12 protein-coding genes and 1 pseudogene are annotated in these 14,428 nt (G+C 71.3%); 9 read left to right on the top strand and 4 right to left on the bottom strand.

The window, feature by feature from the left end; all coding sequences use genetic code 11:
* Nucleotides 1–293 precede the first annotated feature (293 nt).
* A complete protein-coding gene (locus ABD54_RS00135) occupies nt 294–818 on the bottom strand; it encodes a hypothetical protein (RefSeq protein ID WP_047867360.1) in 525 nt (174 codons plus the stop codon).
* A gap of 454 nt (nt 819–1,272) precedes the next feature.
* Between ABD54_RS00135 and secA the strand changes: the two genes are divergently transcribed.
* On the top strand, nt 1,273–4,116 hold the full coding sequence (gene secA, locus ABD54_RS00130; RefSeq protein WP_047867359.1) for a preprotein translocase subunit SecA: 2,844 nt from the start codon (nt 1,273–1,275) through the stop codon (nt 4,114–4,116).
* Between the two features lie 108 nt (nt 4,117–4,224).
* Here the strand turns inward: secA and ABD54_RS00125 are convergent, their stop codons facing one another.
* Complete coding sequence (locus ABD54_RS00125; RefSeq protein WP_047867358.1) at nt 4,225–4,677, bottom strand: Lrp/AsnC family transcriptional regulator; 453 nt, start codon at nt 4,675–4,677, stop codon at nt 4,225–4,227.
* 112 nt (nt 4,678–4,789) lie between these two features.
* Between ABD54_RS00125 and ABD54_RS00120 the strand changes: the two genes are divergently transcribed.
* Nucleotides 4,790–5,404, top strand: a complete 615-nt coding sequence (locus tag ABD54_RS00120; RefSeq protein WP_235431911.1) for a LysE family translocator — start codon at nt 4,790–4,792, stop codon at nt 5,402–5,404.
* 249 nt (nt 5,405–5,653) lie between these two features.
* Here the strand turns inward: ABD54_RS00120 and ABD54_RS00115 are convergent, their stop codons facing one another.
* Nucleotides 5,654–7,138, bottom strand: coding sequence for a PTS transporter subunit EIIC (locus tag ABD54_RS00115; protein ID WP_047867356.1), 1,485 nt, complete (start codon nt 7,136–7,138; stop codon nt 5,654–5,656).
* Nucleotides 7,139–7,180: 42 nt separating this feature from the next.
* Nucleotides 7,181–7,918 (bottom strand): GntR family transcriptional regulator, encoded by a 738-nt coding sequence (locus tag ABD54_RS00110; protein ID WP_047867355.1) that lies wholly within the window; start codon nt 7,916–7,918, stop codon nt 7,181–7,183.
* 315 nt (nt 7,919–8,233) lie between these two features.
* Between ABD54_RS00110 and ABD54_RS00105 the strand changes: the two genes are divergently transcribed.
* From ABD54_RS00105 to ABD54_RS00075, 7 genes and pseudogenes are all read left to right on the top strand, one after another.
* On the top strand, nt 8,234–9,274 hold the full coding sequence (locus ABD54_RS00105; RefSeq protein WP_235431910.1) for an SIS domain-containing protein: 1,041 nt from the start codon (nt 8,234–8,236) through the stop codon (nt 9,272–9,274).
* A gap of 101 nt (nt 9,275–9,375) precedes the next feature.
* Nucleotides 9,376–9,621 (top strand): annotated as a pseudogene (locus ABD54_RS00100) (glucose PTS transporter subunit EIIB); the annotation flags it as partial.
* A gap of 50 nt (nt 9,622–9,671) precedes the next feature.
* Nucleotides 9,672–10,160 carry a PTS glucose transporter subunit IIA gene (locus tag ABD54_RS00095; protein ID WP_047867353.1) on the top strand — a complete coding sequence of 163 codons (489 nt, stop codon included), beginning with the start codon at nt 9,672–9,674 and terminating at the stop codon, nt 10,158–10,160.
* Between the two features lie 152 nt (nt 10,161–10,312).
* Complete coding sequence (locus ABD54_RS00090; RefSeq protein ID WP_047867352.1) at nt 10,313–11,989, top strand: glycoside hydrolase family 3 protein; 1,677 nt, start codon at nt 10,313–10,315, stop codon at nt 11,987–11,989.
* Between the two features lie 112 nt (nt 11,990–12,101).
* Entirely contained in the window at nt 12,102–12,776 is a 675-nt protein-coding gene (locus ABD54_RS00085) for an HAD family phosphatase (protein WP_047867351.1), read from the top strand.
* A 55-nt stretch (nt 12,777–12,831) separates the two neighbouring features.
* Nucleotides 12,832–13,299, top strand: a complete 468-nt coding sequence (locus ABD54_RS00080) for a DUF6912 family protein (RefSeq protein WP_047867350.1) — start codon at nt 12,832–12,834, stop codon at nt 13,297–13,299.
* A gap of 161 nt (nt 13,300–13,460) precedes the next feature.
* Nucleotides 13,461–14,156, top strand: a complete 696-nt coding sequence (locus ABD54_RS00075) for an HAD family hydrolase (protein WP_047867349.1) — start codon at nt 13,461–13,463, stop codon at nt 14,154–14,156.
* Nucleotides 14,157–14,428 lie beyond the last annotated feature (272 nt).

Here is a 14,428-nt window from a genome sequence, read left to right as displayed (position 1 = left end):
GCTCCGCTTCGGTCCGTGTTCGGGCGCCCGGAGAACGGGAACCTTCGGCGCCTGCGGCGGGTTCGCTCGTTCCCCGCGAACCCGTCTCCGGCACCTCCAGAACCCCGTGGGCGCCCGAACCGACCCCCACGAGCTGGGACCGGTCCAAAAAACAGACCCTAGACGTCCGCGACCGCCCTCGACGGATCCCCCGCACGAAGCCGCGGCGGGTCCATCCGGACCCGCCGCGGCGGTGTGCGCTCCGCTCCCCGCGCCGGTCCTCCGTCTCCGCCGGTCGGACCGTCCACCCGCCCCTACTCGGGCCGGTGCTCGGCGTCCTCCTGCTTGATCCGGTGCAGCGGGGTGTCGTGCGGCTCCTCGGACTCGGCCCGGGGCGTGTCGAGGACGACGTCGCTCATCAGGTCGAAGACCAGGGCCACCACGGCCGCCGCCACCAGTACGACCGCCGCGACCACCAGCAGGACCACGGACATCCCCACGGCGACGCCGACCCCGCCCACGACGAACCCGGCACACGCCAGCAGGACCGCCGTCCACGACGACACGCGCCCGCGATGGCTGCTGCTCGGCGCGAGACTGCCGCCCTGGTGCTGGAACCCCCGGATGCGCCCGAAACGGCTGTCGCTGGCGGGGTGCTCCTTCTCCCAGGCCAGCACGGGGTCGTCGGCCACCGGTTCGCGCCGCAGGACGGGCGACTCCCCGACGGCCTCCCCGGCCACGTCGTCTGGAGAACGCGGGGAGGGCGCCGACAGGTCCCTCGCCTCGCGGCCTCCGCCGTCCCGTGTCCCGCGACCCTTCTTGTCCCGGTTCGTTCGCATGGTGATCCCCCCTGGGAGCACGTTCGCGTCCGGTCCGTCCGCGGCCGTTCGGCCGCAGTGCGACCCATTACCACGTGCCTACCCACGAAAGCCGGGACCCACCGGTGACCGCGCCGAAGGCGTGGGGAGGCGGTCGGCTTACGCGACCGGCACCCCGGCCGCGCCGGTATCCGATCCCCTGGTTCCGGGGCGTCGCGAAAACCCTCCGAGCCCGCTGTCAGGTCTGTGACATGAGGGAACATATCGGTTGGTTTTCTTCGTTGCGCACAGGGAAACGTGCGGTCGGGCCGCTCCACCTGAGAGGGTGGGCGTAGGGTTCGTGTCCTCTAGGATGTAGGGCCGAGGGCCCAGGAACCCCCGCCGTCCTCCGCGGCCACGGGAAAGCGGTCAGCGGGCCTAGATCTGAACTCCACGTGGGTGGAGCCAACCGCGATCTGCGAGGAGCGCATAGGAAGTGCCAGGGATACTCGACAAGCTCCTGCGCGCGGGTGAGGGAAAGATCCTGCGCCGACTCAACAAACTGAAGGACCAGGTCAACTCGCTCGAGGAAGACTACGTCGACCTCACCGACGAGGAGCTGCGCGACCTCACCGGGGAGTACAAGGAGCGCTACGAGGACGGGGAGTCCCTGGACGACCTGCTCCCCGAGGCCTTCGCCACCGTCCGTGAGGCGGCCAAGCGCACCCTGGGCCAGCGCCACTTCGACGTCCAGATCATGGGCGGGGCCGCGCTGCACCTCGGCAACATCGCCGAGATGAAGACCGGTGAGGGCAAGACCCTGACCGGCACCCTCGCGGTCTACCTCAACGCGCTCGCGGGCAAGGGCGTCCACGTCATCACGACCAACGACTACCTGGCCAGGCGCGACGCCCAGAACATGGGCCGCATCTACCACTTCCTCGGCCTCGAGGTCGGCGTCGTGGGACCGCAGATGACCGCGGCCGACCGCCGCAGCGCCTACCAGGCCGACATCACCTACGGCACGAACAACGAGTTCGGCTTCGACTACCTGCGCGACAACATGGCGCTCTCGCTCAAGGACACCGTCCAGCGCGAGCACTACTTCGCCCTGGTCGACGAGGTCGACTCCATCCTCATCGACGAGGCCCGCACCCCGCTGATCATCAGCGGCCCCTCGGAGCAGAACTCCCGGTGGTACGCCGAGTTCGCCAAGATCGCCCCTCGCCTCAAGCGCGAGGAGGACTACGAGGTCGACGAGAAGAAGCGCACCGTCGGCATCACGGAGTCCGGCGTGGCCAAGGTCGAGGACTGGCTGGGCATCGACAACCTCTACGAGGCCGTCAACACCCCGCTCATCAGCTTCCTCAACAACTCGCTCAAGGCCAAGGAGCTGTACAAGCGGGACAAGGAGTACATCGTCAAGGACGGTGAGGTCCTCATCGTCGACGAGTTCACCGGCCGCGTCCTGGCGGGCCGCCGCTACAACGAGGGCATGCACCAGGCCATCGAGGCCAAGGAGCGCGTCAAGATCAAGGACGAGAACCAGACTCTCGCCAAGGTCACCCTCCAGAACTACTTCCGCCTCTACGAGAAGCTCGCCGGCATGACCGGTACCGCCCAGACCGAGGCGGCGGAGTTCACCCAGACCTACAGCGTCGGCGTGGTGCCCATCCCCACCAACAAGCCGATGGTCCGCCAGGACGTCAAGGACGTCGTCTACAAGCACGAGGACGCCAAGTTCCAGGCGCTCGCCGAGGACATCGCCGAGCGCCACGAGGCCGGGCAGCCCGTCCTGGTCGGCACCACCAGCGTCGAGAAGTCCGAGCTGCTGTCCCGTATGCTCAAGCGCGAGGGCGTGCCCCACGAGGTCCTCAACGCCAAGAACCACGCCCGTGAGGCCGCGATCATCGCCCGCGCCGGCAAGCTCGGCGCGGTCACCGTCGCCACCAACATGGCCGGTCGCGGTACCGACATCATGCTGGGCGGCAACCCCGACTTCCTCGCCGACGAGGAGCTCCAGGGCCGCGGTCTGAGCCCGCTGGAGACCCCCGAGGAGTACGAGGCCGCCTGGCCCGAGGCGCTGGAGAAGGCCAAGGCCGACTACGAGGAGGAGCACGGGAAGGTCGTCGAGGCCGGCGGCCTGTACGTGCTCGGCACCGAGCGCCACGAGTCGCGGCGCATCGACAACCAGCTCCGCGGCCGCTCCGGCCGCCAGGGCGACCCCGGCATCTCCCGCTTCTACCTCTCCCTCCAGGACGATCTGCTGCGCCTGTTCAACAGCAGCCGTCTGGAGGCGTTCATGAACCAGCTGAACATCCCGGACGACCAGCCCATCGAGTCCGGCATGGTCAGCAAGGCGATCGCCTCCGCGCAGGGCCAGGTCGAGACGCAGAACTTCGAGATCCGCAAGAACGTCCTCAAGTACGACGAGGTCCTCAACCGCCAGCGCAAGGTCATCTACGCCGAGCGCCGCAAGGTCCTGGAGGGCCAGGACCTGCGCGACCAGGTCATGAGCATGCTGGAGGAGGTCCTGCGCGGCTACGTCGTGGAGGAGACCGCCAACGGCGACCCCAGCGACTGGGACCTCGACAAGCTCTGGCGGGCGTTCAAGCAGGTCTACCCGATCAGCTTCACCGTCGACGAGTTCATCGAGGAGAACGGCGACCTGCACACGCTGACCACCGAGGTGATCTCGGAGCGCGTGGTGGAGGACGCCAACACCGCCTACGGGGCCCGCGAGGCCGAACTGGGCGAGGAGGCCATGCGCGAGGTCGAGCGCCGGGTCATCCTCCAGGTCATGGACCGCAAGTGGCGTGAGCACCTCTACGAGATGGACTACCTCCAGGAGGGCATCGGGCTGCGCGCCATGGCGCAGCGCAACCCGCTGATCGAGTTCCAGCGCGAGGGATTCGACATGTTCCAGCAGATGCTGGAGGCCATCAAGGAGGAGTCCGTCGGCTACCTCTTCAACGTCGAGGTCCAGGTCCGCAAGAAGGAGGAGCCCGCCCTCACCGCGGCCGCCGCGGCCAGCACCGCCGCAGCCGTCGGCGGCTCCGCCAGCGCGACCGCGGTCGCGACCGCGGTGGAGGAGGGCGAGGAGGTCGAGGACGCCGCCTCCCCGGTGGAGGAGGCCGAGCCCGCCGAGGACGTGGTCGTCCCCGGCTTCGGCGAGGGCCAGCCCAACCGGCTCCAGTACTCCGCGCCGAGTGAGGACGGCACCGTCGAGCGCCACAGCGAGACGGCCGACGAGTACTCCGGTACGGCGCGCAACGCGCCCTGCCCGTGCGGGTCCGGCAAGAAGTACAAGAAGTGCCACGGCGACCCGGCCGCCAAGTAGGCGGGCGGTAGGCCCCGGCGGCTGCCGGAACACGACGCGCTCGGGCGCGGCTCCCACGGGAGCCGTGCCCGAGCGCGTTCGCCGTCCGCTCGGCGGGCGCGCCCGGGCTCAGGCGGGCAGGGGCCGCTCCCGCACGACGTGCTTCATCACCAGCGTCGAACTCAGGTGCTGGACGCCGGGCAGGGTCGCCAGGGAATCGTCGTAGAGCACGCGGAAGGCGGCCAGGTCGGCGCTGACCACGCGCAGCAGGTAGTCGGGGTCGCCGAACAGTCGCTCGGCCTGGACGACCTGGGGGATGTCCTCGACCGCCCGTTCGAAGGCCGCGACGGTGTCCCGGTCCTCCTGGCGCATGGTGACGAAGACCAGCGCCTGGAAGCCCAGTCCCACCGCCTCGGCGTCCACGACCGCGCGGTACCCGCTGACCACCCCGGCGCGTTCGAGCTCGCGCAGTCTGCGGTGGCACGGGGAGACGCTGAGCCCCACGCGGTGGGCCAGTTCGGTGACGCTCAGACGGCCGTCCTCCTGGAGCTCGGCAAGAATCTTCCGGTCGACGTTGTCCATGGAGGAGATTCTTTCATCAACGGCGGTTTCGGCCGCAAAAAGTGGAACTATTTTCGGGTCTTTTATGGCTATTCTTCCCCTCTGAGCAGGAGTTTCGAGGAGAGGAGTGGCCGTGGAACCGGCTTCGGTCGCGGCGTTCTGGACGGTGTCGGTCCTGCTGATCCTGGTGCCGGGGGCGGATTGGGCCTACACCATCTCCGCCGGGCTGAGGGACCGCTCGGTGCTCCCGGCGGTGTCCGGGCTGCTGCTGGGCTACGTCGCCCTCACCGGGGTCGTCGCGGGCGGGGTCGCGGCGCTGGTGGCCAGCACACCGGCCGTGCTCACAGGCCTGACCCTGGCGGGCGCCGCCTACCTGGTGTGGCTCGGAGCGGTCACTCTGGCCCGTCCGGCGGTGCCCGGCGCGGGCGGAGCGGCGGTGCCCTCCTCCTGGGGCTCGCGCGTGCTGACCGGCACCGGCGTCAGCGGTCTCAACCCCAAGGCGCTGCTGCTGTTCCTGGCCCTGCTGCCGCAGTTCACCGACCCCGCGGGCGGGTGGCCCATGGCCGCGCAGATCGGCACCCTGGGCCTGGTGCACACGGCCAGTTGCGGGGCGGTCTACCTGTGCGTGGGCGTGCTCGCCCGCACCGTGCTGGGAACCCGCCCCGCCGCCGCGCGCGCCGTCAGCCGCTTCTCGGGGGCGGCCATGATCGTGATAGGCGTGGGCCTGATGGCCGAAGGCCTCCTCTGAGCACGGTCACCAACCGCCCCGGGACGGGCGCGGGCCGAGGCGTTCGCTCCGGGAAGAGCCAGGGCCGGAGCAGCGCGCCCGCTCCGGCCGCTGGCCCGGAGCACCCCGTGAGCCGGGGCGGTCGGACCGGGGGCGGGGCACCCCGAGGGAGGGGGCGCGAGGCCCCCTGCCCAGCCTTTTTCCTTCAGCGTCCCAAGGGGAACCCCGCACCGCCAGAGCGGGCTCCGGCCTGTGGACGACCCCGGCGGATCAGCCGGAGGAACCCGTGCCGCCCTTCGACGGGCCTCCGGACTCCGGCGAGTCCCCGCCCGTGTCGGTCCCGGTGCGCGCCCGCACGGTATCGCCCGGCTCGCCCGGCTCGTCCGAGTCGCGCTCGCGGCCCGGCGTGGGCAGGTTCAAGCGGGTGATGAGCAGGTAGAAGATCCCGAAGTAGGCCGCGAAGTACAGCAGGCCCAGCAACAGGATCAACCCCAGTCCCTGGGTGTTGTCCTTCGTGGCGTTCAACAGCATGTCGATCAGGCCCGCCGAGAACCCGAAGCCCAACTGGGCGTCCACCGCGTTGAGCACGGCCATCGAGACGCCGGTCAGCACCACGTGCACCGCGAACAGCGCCGGTGCCACGAAGATGAACGCGAACTCCACCGGCTCGGTGATGCCCGTCGCGAACGCCGTCAGCGCCGCGGGGATCATGATCGACCCGATCTGCGTCCGCCGGGCCTTGGGCGTAGCCAGCCACATCGCCAGCGCCGCGCCGGGCAGGCCGAACATCAGCACCGGGAAGAACCCGGACAGCAGACCGCCCGCGTCCGGGTCTCCGGCGAAGTAGCGGGTGATCTCGCCGTGCGTCACGGTGCCGTCGGGAGCGGTGTGGGTGCCCGACACGAACCAGATGAACGAGTTCACCACGTGGTGCAGGCCCAGCGGCAGCAGCAGGCGGTTGATCACCCCGTAGGCTCCGGCTCCCACCGCGCCCGCGCCGATGATGCCCTCGCCCAGATCCTGGATCCATCCGCCCACGACCGGCCAGACGAGGCCGAGCGCCACGCCCATCAGGAGACCGGCCAGCGCCGTCACGATCGGCACGAACCTGCGGCCGCCGAAGAAGCCCAGCCAGGTCGGCAGCTTGATCCGGTGGTAGCGCTGCCACAGCACGGCCGCCACCAGACCCACCGCGATGCCGCCGAGCACGTCGGTCGGGTTCTTCACCGCGTGGTTGATCACCGGCATGACCGCGTTGACGGCCTCGGGATCGGTGACGGGCTGGCGGGTCACCGGGTCCACCGCCAGCGGGTACGTGGTCAGCCGCGACCCCAGGTCGCCCGTGGCGCCGTCGAAGGTCACCATCGTCCACGTGGCCACCCGGTCGAACACCAGATAGCCCACGACCGCGGCCAGAGCCGTCGAACCGTCGGCGCGCTTGGCGAATCCGATCGCCACACCGATGGCGAACAGCAGCGGCAGGGCCTGGAAGACAGCGTCACCCGCCATGCCGACGGCGCCCGCGACCGGCTCCATCCAGCCCATCCCGGAAAGCCCGGCCAGGCCGTCGGCGCCGAGCAGGTCGGGCTGGCCCAGGCGGAGCAGGATCGCGGCGGCGGGCAGGACCGCGATGGGCATCATCAGGCTGCGGCCGAGCCTTTGCAGGACGGCGAGCGTGGACGAGCCGCGCTTGGGCCGGTCCGCGCCGTCCGGGGGCTGCGACGCGGTCGGTGTCGGGGTCTGGTCCGAACTCATGGGGGGTCCTTCCTCGGGCACGCACCTCGTGGGCGCGGGACTTCAGTCGCCGTGCCGCCGGGGGTCCAGCCGGGAGTGCAGCTGGTAGCGGTCGGCTCGGTAGGTTGACAGCGCCAGTTCCACGCACTGTCCGTTGGCGAAGCTCCGGCGCTGCATCACCAGCACCGGGCTCCCAGCCGGCAGGCCGAGGAGCCGGGAGTCGGCCGAGTCGCAGATCCCGGCCTCGATGGTCTGTTCCCCGGAATCCAACAGGATGTCGAACTCGTTCTCCAGTACCTCGTAGAGGGACCGTTCGGCGAGGTCGTAGTCCTCCAGGCCCGGGACCGCGGCGGCGGGGATGTTGGATCGCTCCACGGCCATCGGCTCGTCGTCGGCGGTGCGCATGCGCTCGATGTGGTGCACCAGCGTGCCCGGTGCGATGTCGAGCATGCGCGCGGTGTGCCCGCTCGCCGGGATGACCTGGCGGATCAGCTCGCGGGCTCCCGGTTCGAAGCCGCGTGCGCGCATGTCCTCGCTGAAGGAGGCCAGCACCAGGGACATCTCGATCTTGGGACGGGCGATGAAGGTCCCCTTGCCGGGGACCCGGTACAGCCGTCCCTCGGCCACCAGCAGGTCGATGGTCTGGCGGACGGTCATCCGCGAGAGCCCGTAGGTGGCGCTGAGTTCGCGCTCGGAGGGGATCATGTCGTCCACGCCCAGTCCCGCCGCGGTGATCCAGTCCAGGAGCAGGTCGCGCAGTTGGCTGTACTTGGGCAGCGGGTTGCTGGGGTCGATCGACATGGAGCGGGCGGCCTTCTCGGTCGGCGGGTGTGTTGGCGTCAGACCTTAGCGCGGACGGACCCTGCGTGTCCGGCGCACCCGGTCCGGGTACCTCCGGGAGGATTCGGACATGACTGGTATAGTCCGGACTAGACCACAGCTCCGACCGCGTGTCAATCCACCCAAGGGCAGGCGGTTCGCACCTGTTACCGGGGCGGACCGGGGGCCCGTCCGGGAGTCCGGTCCACCCGCGCCGCGACCCCGCCCGCCGTCCGCCGCCCCCGACGCGCGCTCCGCCGCGTCCACCGCCCGAGCCACCCACAGGAAAGGCCCTCCATGACCACCACGAGCGTGATGCGTTCCGAGATCGTCGAGCAGCCCGAGGCGCTGCGCCGCACCTTCGCCGAACTCCTGCCGCTGCGCCCCCAGATCGAGGCCCTGGGCCGCCGCACCAGGCACGTGCTGTTCATCGCCCGCGGCTCCTCCGACAACGCCGCCGTCTACGGCAGCTACCTCCTGCAGGCGCACACCGGCCGCCTGGCCACCCTGGGCTCGCCGTCCATCGCCACCACCTACGGGGCGCGGATCGACCTGTCCGACGTCCTGGCCGTCGCGATCTCCCAGTCGGGCAGGACCGAGGAGATCGTGGAGACCATGCGCTGGGCCTCCGACTGCGGAGCGCGCACCGTCGGCGTCACCAACGGCGCTGACTCCCCGCTGGCCCGCGAGGCCGACGTCGCCCTGGTGACCCGGGCCGGGAGCGAGGTCGCGGTGCCCGCCACCAAGACCTACAGCACCCAGCTCGCCGCACTCGCCGTCCTGGCCCTGGGTCTGGGCGCCGACCTGGACCCCGGCGACCTCACCCGCGTCTGCGAGGGCATCGAGGAGACCCTCGCTGCGCCCTCGGACGCCCTGGAGGAGATCGTCGAGCGCATGGTCGCCGTGCAGGGAGCGGTCATCTCCGGCCGCGGCCTGGCCTTCTCCACCGCACTGGAGGCCGCCCTCAAGCTCAAGGAGGCCTGCTACCTCCACGCCATGGGCCTGTCCTACGCCGACCTGCTGCACGGGCCCATCGCCGTGGTGGACCCGCGCACCCCCGCCCTGCTGGTGGCCGCTCCCACCGGCCCGACCCTCCAGGGCACGGTCTCCCTCGCCGAGCGCGTCCGCTCCGCCGGGGCGCCGGTCTTCGGCTTCGGCGGCGGCGACGCCCTGGCCGCCGCCAGCGACGTGTCCGTGCCGGTCCCCGACGTGCCCGAGTGGGTCTCCCCGATGAACCTCATCGTCCCCGCCCAGCTGCTCACCGAGCGCCTGGCCCGCCGCCTCGGCTACAACCCCGACGTCCCGCGCGGCCTGAACAAGGTCACGCAGACCTCCTGAGCCGAGGACAACACCCCGTCCGGCCCCCGACTCTGGTGCCCGCGGTGCACCGCCCCTAAGCTCGCCCTCAGGTTTCGGGTACACCCCGTTCCACGGCAGAACACGGAGGACACATGGCGGACAAGGCAGCGGCGATCATCGCCGGTCTGGGCGGCGCGGACAACATCGAGGACATCGAGGCCTGCATCACCCGGCTGCGCACCGAGGTGGCCGACCCCGGTCTCGTGGACGAGAAGGCCCTCCAGGCCTCCGGAGCCCACGGTGTGCTGGTCTCGGGCAACGTCGTCCAGGTGGTGGTCGGCCCCGAGGCCGACGCCCTCACCGACGACATTCGGGACCTGCTCTAACAGGCCCCGCCAGGAAGGATCAAACCCTCCAGGGAGGGAAGACACCCCCCATGCCAGATGTGATCGGTACGCTGCGCGTACTCTCCCCCGTGCCCGGAACGGCCCTGCCCCTCGAAACGGTGCCCGACCCCGTCTTCTCCCAGTCGATGGTCGGCCCCGGGGTCGCCGTCCACCCCGAGCCCGGTCAGGAGGGCGGTCAGGAGGGCGTCCAGGACGCCGTGTCCCCGATCGCGGGGACCCTGGTCAAACTGCATCACCACGCGTTCGTGGTTATGGCGCCCGACCACCGCCGGGGCGTGCTCGTCCACCTGGGCATCGACACCGTCCAGATGGCGGGGGAGGGGTTCACCCTCCTGGCCGCCGAGGGCGACCGGGTCGAGCCGGGCACACCGGTGGTGCGTTGGTCGCCGGGTTCGGTCGCCGCGCAGGGGAGGCCGTCGGTGGTCCCGGTGGTCGCCCTGGACGCCTCGCCCGACGCGCTGGGCGAGGTGGTCAGCGGGTCGGTCGACCGGGGGGACACCCTCTTCACCTGGGCCTGAGGGGCGCGCGGACCCGGACCCGCGCACACCGCTCGACGGAGCACCGAACCGCCGCCACGCGCGCCCGCGCTGCGGCGGTTCCGCCTCCGGGCCTGACGCAACGGGTATTCTCCGGCGGCGAACCCACGATTTCGCCGGAGATGAAGCCCGCTATGAAACTGTCCGTTCCGCACGCCCTGGCCCCGGCCTGCGTGGGACTCGCACTGATCGCCACCGCATGCACCACAGAGGAGGTGGGTTCCTCGCAGGAGGACCGCGAAACCCAGCCGTCGGCCGAGGCCGAACCCTTCGAGCCCGTGCTCGCACCCCGGCTGCTCTCCGAGATGGACCTGGACGACAAGATCGGCCAGCTCCTCGTCCTGACCGCCCAGGGCACCTCGGCCGCCGAGAACGCCGCCCAGATCGAGGCCTACCGGCCCGGCGGCCTCATCTACTTCGACGCCAACCTCACCGACGCCGAGCAGATCGCCACCATGTCGGCGGGAGTGCAGGACCTGGCCGCCGAACAGGGGCAGGGCGTTCCGCTCTTCGTCGGCATCGACCAGGAACAGGGCCTGGTGGCCCGGCTGCCCGTGGGCACCCGCTTCCCCGACGCCATGGCCGTCGGCGCCACCCGCGACACCGAACTGGCCGAGCTGCGCGCCTCCACCACCGCCGAGGAGCTCACCGCCCTGGGCATCAACCTCAACTACGCACCCGACGCCGACGTCAACACCGACCCCGACAACCCGGTCATCGGCATCCGCTCCTTCGGCTCCGACCCCGACCTGGTCGCGCAGATGGCCGTCGCCGAGTCGGGCGCCTACTCCGGCGCCGGTGTGGTGTCGACGGTCAAGCACTTCCCCGGGCACGGCGACACCGACGTGGACAGCCACAGCGGCCTGCCCGTCATCGACATGCCGCGCGAGCGGTGGGAGGCCGACCACCTGCCGCCGTTCCGGGCGGCCATCGACGCGGACGTGGACGCCGTCATGACCGCCCACGTGCTCATGCCGCGACTGGACGGGAGTGAGGACCCCGAGCCCGCCACCATCTCCCCGGAGCTGATCGACGGCGTCCTCCGCGGCGAACTGGGCTACGACGGCGTGGTGACGACCGACGCCCTCAACATGGAGGGCGTGCGCCAGCGCCACTCCGACGGCGAGATCGCCGTGCGCGTGCTGGAGGCGGGCGTGGACCAGCTCCTCATGCCGCCGGACCCCGCCGCCGCGGTGTCCGCGATCCGGGAGGCGGTCGAGCAGGGCCGCCTGAGCGAGGAGCGCATCGACGAGTCCGCGCTGCGCGTCCTGGCGCTCAAGGAGAAGCGCGGGATCCTGGAGGCCGAACCGGTGGACCCGCGGGGCGCCGCGGCGATCCTGGAGGCCCCCGGGCACGCCGAGGCCGCCCAGCGCGTGGCCGACGCCTCCGCGACGCTGCTGCGCAACGAGGGCGACCTGCTGCCCCTGGCCGAGGGCAGCGGTGTCCGCGTCCAGGGCGTGGGCGCTGAGCAGATCTCGGACGCGCTCACCGAGGCCGGTGTCGACGTGGTGGAGAGCGGCGCCGACGCCGTGGTCGTGGGCACCGGGGGCGGCAGCGGGGCCTCGGAGCAGAGCGGCCTGGTCCGGGCCGCGCGCGCCGAGGGGCTGCCGGTGGTCGTGGTGTCCCAGGGCACGCCCTACGACCTGGCGGCCTTCCCGGAGGCGGAGGCGTTCGTGGCGGTGTACTCGTCCGTGGACGTGTCCCGGGCCGCCGCCGCGCGGGTCATCGCCGGACAGGTGAAGCCCTCCGGGAAGCTGCCGGTGGACATTCCCGCGGCCGATGTGGAGATCGGTGCCGGGCTGACCACCTGACCGGCCGGGTTTCGCCGGGGGTTGAAACGGGCGGGGAGCGGGAAGAACGCTTCCCCGCCCGACCCGCGGGCGTCTGGGGGAGAGGTCACCGACGACCGGAGGAGGGGATCGGATGGACGGCACCCGGCGAGGGGTCATCTGCGACTGGGGCGGTGTCCTCACACCGCCGCTGCCCGTGGGTATCCGGGCGTGGCTGCACGCAGACCGCATCGACGTCGAGCACTACCACGAGGTCATGCGCCCCTACTTCGACGGCAGCGTCGAGGGGGAGAACCTCGTGCACGCCCTGGAGCGGGGCGAGATCGACACCTGCGCCTTCGAGCGCGAGCTGGCGGCCCTGCTGCGCTGCACCCACGGCGGTCCGGTGGTCGCCGAGGGGCTGATCGAGCGCATGTTCTGCGAGTTCGACCCCGTGCACGGCATGTACGAGGCCCTGCGCGAGGCCAGGACCGCCGGGGCCGCGACCGCCCTGCTGTCGAACTCCTGGGGCAACTGCTATCCCCGTGAGCACTTCGACACCACCTTCGACGCGGTGGTCATCTCGGGCGAGGTGGGGATGCGCAAACCCGAGCACCGCATCTACCTGCACACCTGCGAGCGTATCGGCCTGCGTCCCGAGGACTGCGTGTTCATCGACGACCTGGAGCACAACGTCCGCACGGCCGAGGAGCTCGGGATGACCGGCATCCTGCACACCGCCGTGGACACCACGCGGCTGGAGCTGGAGCGCTTCCTGACGCCGGACGGCGACGGCGCGCCCCCGGCACCCGGGGAGCGGGTGGCCTGAGCCCGGGGTTTGGCACACTTGGTGTGTTCAGCCCACATCCTGGAGAGCCGCTCGCATGTACGTCTTCCTGCCCAGCACCATCCCCGCCCTGGCCCGCCTGCTGGAGGAGGGACGGCTGGAGGGGGTGCCGCTGACCGCGTTCGCGGCCGATCCCGGCCCGGACGAGGACGTGGAGGAGGCGGAGTACGAGGCGATGTACGCCGCCGCGGGGGAGTCGCTGGCGCTGCTGGCGGCCGACCCCGGGGCTCCCCGGCGACGGGTGGTGCTGGCCGCGGACATGCCCGACAAGGTCGTCGAGCGCGCCGGTCGCGCGGGGCGGGGCGTGGTCCGGGTGAGGGTCACCGGGACCGTTCCGCTCAAGAAGCTGGCGTCGGCGCACGTGGACGACGCCGACGCCGCCGCGGACGTGGCGGCGTCGGCGCAGGAGCCGGGCTCGGGCGCGGTGGAGGACCACGAACTGATGTGGTTCGCGGTCCAGGAGTTGCGCTACCTGGTCGAGGAGGCCGCGACCACGCAGCCGTAGGTCGGCGGCTCGCCGCCGGGGGGGCGGGCGCGAACGCCCACCCCCCCGGTCCCCGCCTCCCGGCCGCACCCGGACGGAGGTTTCCGCCCTCGTGCGCGCATACGGCAAGATGGAGGGGCCCACCCCCGTCGCGTCCCGAGGAGTTCGCCATCAGCCGCCTGGTGCTATGGAACATCGACCTCACCCTCCTCGACGTGGGACGGGTGACGAGGGCGGCCTACGCCGAGGCCTTCGAGAAGGTAACCGGTGAGCCCCTCGTCTACCTGACCTCGTCGGCGGGCCGGACCGACTCGGAGATGTTCTTCGAGTTCTGCGCCCGCAACTACGTCGACGTCGAACCCGACACCGGCTCCCTGGGCGAGTTCCTCGACGCCCTGGAGGAGTCCTTCGGCAACCGCTCGGACGAGCTGCTCTCCAAGGGCCGCGTCATGCCCGGCGCCGCGGCCTCGCTCGCGGCGGTGGCCTCCATGCCCGACACCGTCCAGACCGTGGTCAGCGGCAGCACCCGCGCCAACGCCACGGCCAAGCTGGTCGCCTTCGGACTGGACACCTACCTCAACCTGGCCATCGGCGGCTACGGCTCGGTCAACTACCCCAAGTCCAGCCTCATCCAGTCCATCCGCCTGCACGCCGCGGGCGAGGGCGGCCGTGCCTACCCCGAGGAGGAGACGGTCTTCATCACCGACTCCGCCCCGGACGTGCGCGCCGCCGTTATCGGCGGCGCGACCCCGGTCGCGGTGCTCAACGGCTCGACCACGGAGAGCCAGTTGCGCGAGGCCGGAGCGGTCGTCGTCCTGCCGGACCTGACCGACCCCCGGGCCGTGATGACCGCGGTGCACCAGGCAACGGCCCGGTAACGACATGTCCCCCCGCCCGGGGGGTAGGTGGTGGTCCGTGTACGCAGTAACCGATCACCGCAATCTGTTCCTAACACTCCGCAACCGCCCTGTAACGGTGTCGGGCCTGTCCTCGGGCCCGAAAGCCAGTAGCCTTGGCACCGGGCGGGGCGGGGACAACGAGGTCCGGCGCCCCGCGACCCCAACCCGAACCACCGCGGTCGTGGGCTCCTTGCGGCCCAGGGAGTTCACACCGAAGCACACGGTCGCCCAGAAGTTCACAGGTCGTATGA

Source organism: Nocardiopsis sp. RV163 (genome assembly GCF_001029525.1).
Taxonomy (GTDB): domain Bacteria; phylum Actinomycetota; class Actinomycetes; order Streptosporangiales; family Streptosporangiaceae; genus Nocardiopsis; species Nocardiopsis dassonvillei.
The sequence above is the reverse complement of the archived record's forward strand: the minus strand, read 5'-3'. Positions and strand labels throughout refer to the sequence as shown.

What these genes read in the sequence shown, in the direction of transcription:
- ABD54_RS00135 (WP_047867360.1), bottom strand. Translation starts at nt 818, where the DNA reads ATGCGAACGAACCGGGACAAGAAGGGTCGCGGGACACGGGACGGCGGA.
- ABD54_RS00125 (WP_047867358.1), bottom strand. Translation starts at nt 4,677, where the DNA reads ATGGACAACGTCGACCGGAAGATTCTTGCCGAGCTCCAGGAGGACGGC.
- ABD54_RS00115 (WP_047867356.1), bottom strand. Translation starts at nt 7,138, where the DNA reads ATGAGTTCGGACCAGACCCCGACACCGACCGCGTCGCAGCCCCCGGAC.
- ABD54_RS00110 (WP_047867355.1), bottom strand. Translation starts at nt 7,918, where the DNA reads ATGTCGATCGACCCCAGCAACCCGCTGCCCAAGTACAGCCAACTGCGC.
- ABD54_RS00105 (WP_235431910.1), top strand. Translation starts at nt 8,234, where the DNA reads ATGACCACCACGAGCGTGATGCGTTCCGAGATCGTCGAGCAGCCCGAG.
- ABD54_RS00095 (WP_047867353.1), top strand. Translation starts at nt 9,672, where the DNA reads ATGCCAGATGTGATCGGTACGCTGCGCGTACTCTCCCCCGTGCCCGGA.
- ABD54_RS00090 (WP_047867352.1), top strand. Translation starts at nt 10,313, where the DNA reads ATGAAACTGTCCGTTCCGCACGCCCTGGCCCCGGCCTGCGTGGGACTC.
- ABD54_RS00085 (WP_047867351.1), top strand. Translation starts at nt 12,102, where the DNA reads ATGGACGGCACCCGGCGAGGGGTCATCTGCGACTGGGGCGGTGTCCTC.
- ABD54_RS00080 (WP_047867350.1), top strand. Translation starts at nt 12,832, where the DNA reads ATGTACGTCTTCCTGCCCAGCACCATCCCCGCCCTGGCCCGCCTGCTG.